Origin of the sequence: Actinomadura sp. 7K507, from assembly GCF_004348425.1 — a bacterium.
Lineage (GTDB): Bacteria > Actinomycetota > Actinomycetes > Streptosporangiales > Streptosporangiaceae > Spirillospora.
The window spans coordinates 1-8,412 of the sequence record NZ_SMKK01000322.1; the positions used below are offsets into that span (position 1 = coordinate 1).

5 protein-coding genes are annotated in these 8,412 nt (G+C 74.3%); 3 read left to right on the forward strand and 2 right to left on the reverse strand.

The annotated features are described in order from the left end of the window. Both E1285_RS40910 and E1285_RS40915 read right to left on the reverse strand, forming a co-directional pair. Window positions 1-4,555, reverse strand: a 4,555-nt coding sequence (locus tag E1285_RS40910) for an FtsK/SpoIIIE domain-containing protein (RefSeq protein ID WP_243723407.1), incomplete at its 3' end; no start/stop codon positions are given. A gap of 86 nt (window positions 4,556-4,641) precedes the next feature. Beyond that, complete coding sequence (locus tag E1285_RS40915) at window positions 4,642-5,583, reverse strand: NAD-dependent epimerase/dehydratase family protein (protein WP_132159985.1); 942 nt, start codon at window positions 5,581-5,583, stop codon at window positions 4,642-4,644. Between the two features lie 124 nt (window positions 5,584-5,707). On the opposite strand from E1285_RS40915, the gene E1285_RS40920 reads away from it, so the two are divergent. The 3 genes from E1285_RS40920 to E1285_RS40930 all read left to right on the forward strand — a co-directional run. Continuing rightward, window positions 5,708-6,442 (forward strand): TetR/AcrR family transcriptional regulator, encoded by a 735-nt coding sequence (locus tag E1285_RS40920; protein WP_132159986.1) that lies wholly within the window; start codon window positions 5,708-5,710, stop codon window positions 6,440-6,442. Window positions 6,443-6,682: 240 nt separating this feature from the next. After that, on the forward strand, window positions 6,683-7,624 hold the full coding sequence (locus E1285_RS46095; RefSeq protein WP_165966973.1) for a hypothetical protein: 942 nt from the start codon (window positions 6,683-6,685) through the stop codon (window positions 7,622-7,624). Between the two features lie 2 nt (window positions 7,625-7,626). Beyond that, window positions 7,627-8,412: hypothetical protein (locus E1285_RS40930; RefSeq protein ID WP_132159987.1), on the forward strand; the 786-nt coding region annotated here is incomplete at its 3' end.

Genomic DNA, 8,412 nt, shown 5'->3' on the forward strand with positions numbered 1-8,412 from the left:
GGCCGGTGGCGACGAAGAGGCCGCGGCCGGTGGGGCCGCCCACGGGGGCGTTGCGGGGGAGGCGGAGGCCGAACAGGTCGCCGTCGTCGGGGGAGTCGATGGACAGCAGCACGCCGGAGCGGGAGCGGCGGGTGTCGGACAGGAAGCCGCGGTAGCCGCGGCCGAGGTCGGCGGTGGTGCCGCCGATGACGACGGCGTGCTCGCCGTCGCGGGCGGTGCGCAGGACGTCGCGGAGCGCGTCGTCCAGGTCGGTCTCGTCGAGGAGCTCGGCGTCGTCGACGACCACGGCGTAGCGGTGCTCGTCGCCGATGGCGGTGGCGAGGTCGCCGGCGTCGGAGTCGGAGGTGAGGACGCCGAGGACGCCCGGGTGGCCGGAGAGCGGGCGCAGCGGGGAGCGGCGGGGCGTGACGAGGACGACGGGGACGAGGCCGCCGCCGACGGCGGGATCGAGGAGCGAGTGCACGATCGTGCGGAGGGTCGTGGAGCGGCCGGAGCGGGGCGGGCCCGCGACGGTGAAGCCGGGGCCCTCGTTCAGGAGGTCGACGCCGACGGGGGCGAGGGTGTCGCCGCCGACGCCGACGAGGGCCCACAGGGCGGACGGGGCGAGGAACTCGGGGTCGAGTGACATGGCCTCGCGGTAGGTGACGCGGACGGGCAGTTCGTCCACGTGCAGGGGGCGCTGCCTGCGCGGCAGGCGGCCGTAGCGGGACACGCAGGTGCGGGCGATCTCCTGGAGGGCGGCGACCTGGGCGGTGCCGGACGGGTCGTCCCCGAGGAGGCCGATCTGGGATTCGCGCGGGGCCATGCCCGGGACGGTGGGTTCGAGGGCCCGGCCGGGCGGCATCTCGGCGGGGACCTGCTTGTCCTGGAGGCCGCCGTAGCCGTAGTCGTTGGGGTCGGCCATGCGGAGGATGAGGCGGCGGTCGAAGACGGTGGAGATCTGGCCGCCGAGGCCGGAGCGGTCGCCGGTGAAGGCGGCGCGCAGGCCGACGGCGGCGCCCTCGCGCAGGAGGCGGATGACCTGGTCGACTAGGCGGCCGTAGTCGTAGTGCTCGAACGCGCCGAGGAAGCCCTCCCAGCGGTCGAGGAGCAGCACCATCCAGGGGAGGCGGTCGGTCGCGGCGACGGCGGCGCGCTGTTCGGCGAGGGACGCGAAGCCGGCCTCGGCGAGGAGCTGCTGGCGGCGGGCGACCTCCGCGGCGAGCGCGGTGACGAGCCGTTCGCAGCGGTCGAGCTGGTCGCGGGTGACGACGGCGCCGCAGTGCGGGAGCGAGATGAGGGGGAGCAGGGCGTTCGCGCCGCAGTCGATGGCGTACAGGTGGGCGTCGTAGGGGGAGCAGGCACCGGCAAGGGACCCGGCGATGGTGCGCAGCGCGGTGGACCGGCCGGACTGCGCGGATCCGGCGATGTACAGGTGGCCGCCGGAGGCGAGGTCGAGGGTGAGGTCCTCGCGGGACTGGACGGCGGGCAGGTCGGTGACGCCGAACGGGATCGGGGGGACGTCCACGACGGAGCCGCCGGCGGCCGTCCGGGACGGGAGCGTGATCCGTTCGGGAAGCGGGCTCAGCCACGGGGACGGCAGGCGGGCGATGCCCGCGCGGCGCGCCGCCTCGTCGATCGCCTGGACGAGGACGCCGAGGTCGGTGGTCAGGGTCGCGTCGCCGCCCGTGATGCCGTGGCCCGCGTTGTCGTGGCCCGTGTTGTCGTGGCCCGTGTTGTCGTGAGCGGCTCCGCCGGGCTCGGGCAGCGGGTGGCCGAGGCCCTGCCAGGGGAGCGGCAGGACGGTCGGGCCGTGGTGGCCGGCGCCGGTTCCGGGGCGCCGCCCGCCGATCCGCGCGGACTGGACGGGCTGCGGCGCCGACATGCCGGACCGGACGTAGCAGCGTCCGGGCGTGGACTTGGAGATCTGCGCGGCCTCGGGCGAGTCGAGGACGTCGGTGGACTCGTCGGGGTCGGTGACGCGCAGCGCGATCCGCAGGTTGGTGTTGGCGCGGATGTCGGCCGTCACGACCCCGGCGGGACGCTGCGTGGCGAGGACGAGGTGGACGCCGAGGGAGCGGCCGCGGCGCCCGATGTCGACGAGGCCGGTGACGAAGTCGGGCAGTTCGGTGACCATGGCGGCGAACTCGTCGATGACGAGGACGAGCCGCGCCACCGTGGGCAGGGTCGGATCGGTGACGCGGAGGTCGTTGTAGTCGTCGATGTCCTTGGCGCCCGCGTCGAGGAGGACCTCCTCGCGGCGGCGGAGCTCGGCGGCGAGGGACTCCAGCGCGCGTTCCGTCGCGTGGCCGTCGAGGTCGGTGACCATGCCGACGGTGTGGGGGAGGCGGGCGCAGTCCTTGAACGCGGCGCCGCCCTTGTAGTCGATGAGGACGAACGTCATCTCGTCGGGCCGGTTGGCGACGGCCAGGGAGGCGATGAGCGTCTGGAGCAGCTCGGACTTGCCCGCGCCGGTGGTTCCCGCGATGAGGCCGTGCGGCCCGTCCGCGCGCAGGTCGATCTCGTACGGGTCGCCGGGCCCTTGCCCGCCTGGACCGACGCCCACGGGGACGCGTGTGGTCCGGCCGCCCGTGCGCGCCCACATCTGGAGGATGTCCTCGGCCGTGGGGTCGGGCATGTCGAAGACGTCCAGAAGCCGGACCTCGGACGGGATGGAGTCTTCGGCGTCCTCGCGTGACACGTCCCGGACGGGGGCCAGCGCGCGCGCCACCCGGTCCGTCCAGGTCGCTGAGACCTGGTCGGCGAGGACGGGGCCGAGGGCTTCCAGCCCGTGGCCCTGAAGCCGGACCACCGACGTGTGCCGCGGGTCCCACGCGGCCACGGCCCGGCACTCTTCGGGAAGCAGGCGTTCCTCGTCGTCGATGCAGATGGCGTAGAGCCCGTATTCGGCGCCTCGCGACAGGAGCATCGGCATCCCGGGCATGCGGCGCAGCGCGCGGGCGCCGTCCAGCACGATCAGGACGTTGTACGGGAAGGCGCCGGCGGGCCTCCCGCCCTGACCGGGGAACGCCGGCTCCGCCTGCGCGGCACGGCGCCGTTCCGTGACCTGGATCGCCAGTTCGGTGACGCGGTGCGCGGCCGACTCGGGGTCGGTGCCGACGAGGGCGACGCAGTCCTCGCCCTCGCGCGGCACGCAGTGCGGCAGCCACCGCACCCAGTTCCACTCGCTCCCGGCCCCCCGTTCGGCGGACAGGACGACGATCGAAAGGTCGCGGGGGCTGTGCAGGGTGGCGGCCTGGGCGACCATCCAGCGGGCCAGCGCGCGGGACGCGGAACGCGGGCCGGTCAGCCCGACGACGCCCAGTTCCGCGAGCGGCAGCGCCACCGGGACCTGGCGCGCCTCCGGAACCGGCAGGCCGTCTCCTCCGAGGGGGGAAGCACCCCCACGCCGCTCAGTGCCGTCGTCGCCGGTGAACTCGATGCGGGCGGGCAGGTCGGCCAGGCCGACCCGCAGGTGCAGGACGTCGGGGTCGTCGTGGCGGCGCTCCCACAGCCGCCGCCGCGGGCCGGTCGCGGTCAGCAGCACCTCGGCGGGGTCGGGATGGAACGCGCGCCGTTCCGCCTCGTCCTCGCGCCGCAGCCGCTCGACCTCGCCGTCGAACTTCCCGGCCTTGCGGTGGTACTCCTTCAGGGCCCTCTTGTACGACTTTCGCCCGTGCAACCGGTCGCCGACCCATTCGCCGACCGTCATGACCGGCCAGGCCAGCGCGAACAGCGCCCAGTACCACTGCCGGAGCACGAAAGCCATGACGAGCCCGAACGCCGCGAACAGCAGCGCCCCGAACAGCCGGAGCCGCTCGCGCGGATTGCGCTCTGGGCGCTTCGGAACCTCCAGCCGCCGGTCCCGCCGCGCGGGGGCCAGCCGGGGCGGCCGGTTGAACGCCAGGCCGCCCTCGGGCAGCGGCTCCAGGTGGGTGTCCGGGGCGGTGCTCGGCGCGAGCGCCAGAACGCTCGACCCCACGGCCAGCAGCGCGCCGGGCGGCCACGTCGTCTTCGCGGTCAGCGGCGTCCCGTCCAGCGTGACGGACCCCTCCATCGTCAGCGCCGAGGCCTCCACCTGGACCGACTCCCGCGCCACCGTGAGCCGCAGCGACCGGGCGGGCATGGACGGGTCGTCCAGCTCCACGTCCACGTCGAGCCCGGAGCCGATGGTGGCGGCCCCGAGGCCGAGCCGGTGCACCGACCCCGCCGCCGGGCCGCCGACGACCCGCACCTCGACCAGCCCGGTCGGCTCGGTGAGGACGGTGGCGGCGGCCCCGCGCTGCTCGACCGCGACGACGGCGCCGTCCCGGAGCTCCTTGACGGCGAGGGCCTGCGGATCGAGCATCCGCCCGTCCATCCACAGGGCCCGCCGCGGACCCGGCCCACCTCTGGAATGCCCGCCTCTGGAGTGCCCGCCCATGGAGTGCAGGGCGTCCTTCGAGTAGCGGGGAGCGGGGACGGACGGCGTGGCTTCGGCGAACGTCGCCCGCTCGCCGGGCACCGCCCGTTCGCCGAGCAGGGCGGCCAGCGACTGCGCGACCCCGTCCACGGTGGCCTCGGAATCGGCGTCCATGACGACATCGCGTGGTCCCCCGACGGTCAAAGCCGTGAACGAGATCCGCACCAGAACCCTCCGATGTCCGCTGGATCGCGCTCAGCTTAGTTACCCGCCCGCTCGGAGTTCCGGTAGGCGGCCACGATGGTCTCGAGGGCGTCGTCCATCGGTGTCGGACGCATCCCGAAGGTGGACTCGAACGCCGAGGAGTCCAGGATGTACGGCTTGTCGAACTGGTACCTGGTCTCCCGCAGTTCCTTCAGCATCGGCGAGACGAGCCCGAGCGCGTTGAAGACGGGGCGCGGCAGCTCGTGGACGCGCGGCGCCGGCGCCCCGGCGATCTCGCACAGCCGCTCGGCGACGTGCAGCGTGGACACGGCGGGAGCGGTCGGGACGTGCCAGGCCCGGCCCAGTGCCCGCTCGTCCGTCCCGGCGATGGCGAGGGCCTCCGCGACGTCCGGCAGGTACGTCCAGGCGTGCGGGACGGACGGGTCGCTCATGTAGAAGACGCGCTTGCCCGCCAGCAGCGGCTTCACGAACCGGACCTCGCCGATGTACGCCTGGTCGCTGCTCCGCGGGCCGTAGTAGTCGGACCCGCGCAGCTCGGTGACCCGCACGCGGCCCGCCCGGTGCGCGGCCAGGGCGTCCCGCCACATCCCCGCCCGCACCCGGCCCTTGGTGCCGGTCGCGGCGAGCGGCAGGTCCTCGGTCATCGGCCCGTCCACGGGCCCGTATCCGTACAGGCAGCTCAGCGTGACCAGGGCGGCGCCGGTGTCCTCGGCCGCGCCGAGGAAGGACGCGGCCATCGGCGGCCAGTCCCGCGCCCAGCGGTGGTAGCGCGGGTTGACGCAGTTGTAGAGCGCGTCGGCGCCCTTGGCGATCTCGGTGAGCCGGCCCCGGTCGGCGACGTCGGCGGCGATCCGCTCGACCCCGTCCGGTCCCGACCCGGACCGCGTCACGACGGCGACGTCGTGCCCGCGCCCGGTGAGCCGCTCGGCGAGGTGAACCCCGACCTGCCCGGCCCCGACGATCACATGCTTCCCCATGGTTCTCTCCGCTCTCCGTCGTTCTTGCTCAGTGCTCTATTTCGAGAGCAATGCTCTCTCTGGAGAGCGGCGTTGTCAAGAGCAGTGCTCTCTAATCGGTGCGACGCTCTGCTACGGTGGGGGCATGAGCGCAGGTCGTACGGCACGGGAACGGGTCCGGGCGGAGCTGATCCGCGAGATCACGGAAACGGCGAGACGCCACCTGGCCACCGAGGGGGCGACAGGACTGTCGCTGCGCGCGGTCGCCCGCGAGATGGGCATGGTCTCCTCGGCGATCTACCGGTACTTCCCGAGCCGCGACGACCTGCTCACCGCGCTGATCATCGACGGCTACAACGCCGTCGGCGAGGCCGTGGAGAAGGCGGACGCCCAGGCGCCCGAGGGCGATTTCGCCGGACGCTGGCTCGCCGTGTGCAGGGCCGTCCGGGAGTGGGCGCTGGCGCACCCGCACGAGTACGCGCTGCTGTACGGGTCACCCGTCCCCGGCTACAAAGCGCCGGACGACACCGTCACGGCCGCCACGCGGGACACGGCCGTCCTCGCACGGATCCTCACCGAGGCGTACGAAGCCGGCGAGATCGAGGCGGGCGAGAGCGAGCCGGGCGCCGTCGACACGGGTGGGACCGCCCCGGCGCCACCGCCCTCGATCGCCGAGGACCTCGCCCGCGTCCGCGCCGCCGTCTCCATGAACGTCCCCGACGACGTGATCGCCCGCGGCCTCACGGCATGGGCCGGTATGTACGGCACGGTCAGCTTCGAATTGTTCGGGCAATTCAACAACGTGGTGATCGACGACCGGGCCGCCTACTTCGACCACAGCATGACCCTCCTGGCCCGCCTCACCGGCCTGAAACCGTGATCCCCGGGGCCCGCGGCGCGCTGCCCGGAGCCGCCGGGGACGCGGGTCAGTGACAGATGTGACTGGTGGTAAGTAACGATGTGATCGTCGAATTAGCAGGTCATCGCGGTATGCCCGGATATGGAACGCCTTGCATTCACCGAATCCATTGACGTGACCTTGCCGCCCCCGCAAGCATGGATCGCTCGGTGATGCACGGCTCCCGCGAGGCGGGAGCCACGGGAGGGCGGGAAGGAGCGCGTGGGCAGCGCGATGAAGTCCAACCAGTCGACCTTCGCCGGAGGCGGAACGGGATCGTCCGGGGGCGGTGGGACGGCCCCGTCCGGCGGTACGGCGGGGCTCGGCCGTTCGGGGCTCGGCACCTCCGGCGGGCAGCGCATTCCCACCTCCCAGCGGGAGCGGAAACCGGCGCTCGCGGCGCTCGCGGTGCTGCTCATCCTCGGCGGCGCCCTCGCCAGCGCCTACCTCGTGATGGCGAGCGGCGAGCGGGTGTCGGCGGTCCGGATCGCGCAGCCGGTCGCCGCCGGGCAGAAGATCCCGGCGAGCGCCCTCGAAGAGGTCCAGGTCGGCGACACCGGAATCCAGTTCATCGACTGGTCGGAGCGCGCGAAGGTGACCCGCTATTACGCCGCGGTCCCGCTGGTCGAGGGCGCGCTGCTGACCAACTCCATGATCAGCCCGTCGGACGGCCCGGCCAAGGGCCGCCTCGTCGTCGGGCTCGCGCTCAAACCGGGCCAGTTCCCCTCCGGCGGCGTCGAGATCGGCAAGCACGTCTCCCTCTACGCGGTCGGCGGTACGCAGAACGGCGGGCCGCGTCCCGGGACCGTCCTGGCCCAGGACGCCATCGTGATCGGCGTGAGCGGCGGGGGCGGCGGGGGCGACCTCGGCGGGACGCGGCTGCAGTCCGACCAGACCAGCGTCGACGTCGCCGTACTTCCGGCGGACGCGCCGCAGGTGACGCAGGCGGCCTCCGCCGGGGCGATCGCGCTCGCGCTGATCCCGGAAGGGACGAAGGTCGCCGCCCCACCCGGCGGCCAGGCGCCGCCCTCCGGTGGAAACCAGAACCCGGAAGGCGGCGAGGAACCCGGCGCCACCGATACGCCCGACGGCACCGTGCCGGTTCCGGGCGGCGGCACCCCGGGCCAGAGCGGGCCTCCGGCTCCGGGCGCGGGCGGTAACTGACAGTGGCACTCATCGCGCTCGCGGCCGACAAGGGGGCGCCGGGCGTCACGACCGCGGCCGTCGCCCTCGGTGCGGTGTGGCCGCGTCCCGTGCTGGTCGCGGAGTGCGACCAGGCCGGCGGCGACCTCGTGTACCGGCTGCCCGCCGCCCCGGACGCCGGCGACGCGGGGGACGGCGGGATGCTCAACCCGTCCCGCGGACTGCTCAGCCTCGCCGCCACCGCCCGCCGCGGCCTGCGGCCCGACCAGGTCGCCGAGCACTGCCAGCGGCTCGTCGGCGGCCTCGACGTCCTCGTCGGGACCACCAACGCCGAGCAGGCGCAGGCGATGACGTGGCTGTGGGGGCCGCTCGGCCGGGCGTTCGCCGGCCTCGACCCCGTCGACGTGATCGCCGACTGCGGCCGGCTCGGCGCCGGCACACCGCTGATCGAGCTGATGCACGAGGCGGACATGGTCGTCCTGCTCACCCGCGCCACCCTGGAGCAGGTCGCCCACCTGCGCGAACGCGTCGCCGCGCTGACGGCCGAGATGCGCGGCGGCCCGCCCGTCGGGGTCCTCGTGCTTGCCGACCCGCGCGACTTCCGCGGCTCGATCGCCGAGGTCGACCGCATCCTCGCCGTGGCGCGCGGCCGCGTGCAGCCGATGGACGCCGACGTGCGGCACGGACCCCCGCCGCCGGACGTGGCCGTCCTCGGCGGCCTGGCCCTCGACCCCAAGGGCGCCGAACTGCTGTCGGGCCACTGGGGCGGGCGCCTGGACCGCTCACTCCTGATCCGCTCGGCCCGCGAG

What these genes read in the sequence shown, in the direction of transcription:
- E1285_RS40915 (WP_132159985.1), bottom strand. Translation starts at nt 5,583, where the DNA reads ATGGGGAAGCATGTGATCGTCGGGGCCGGGCAGGTCGGGGTTCACCTC.
- E1285_RS40920 (WP_132159986.1), top strand. Translation starts at nt 5,708, where the DNA reads ATGAGCGCAGGTCGTACGGCACGGGAACGGGTCCGGGCGGAGCTGATC.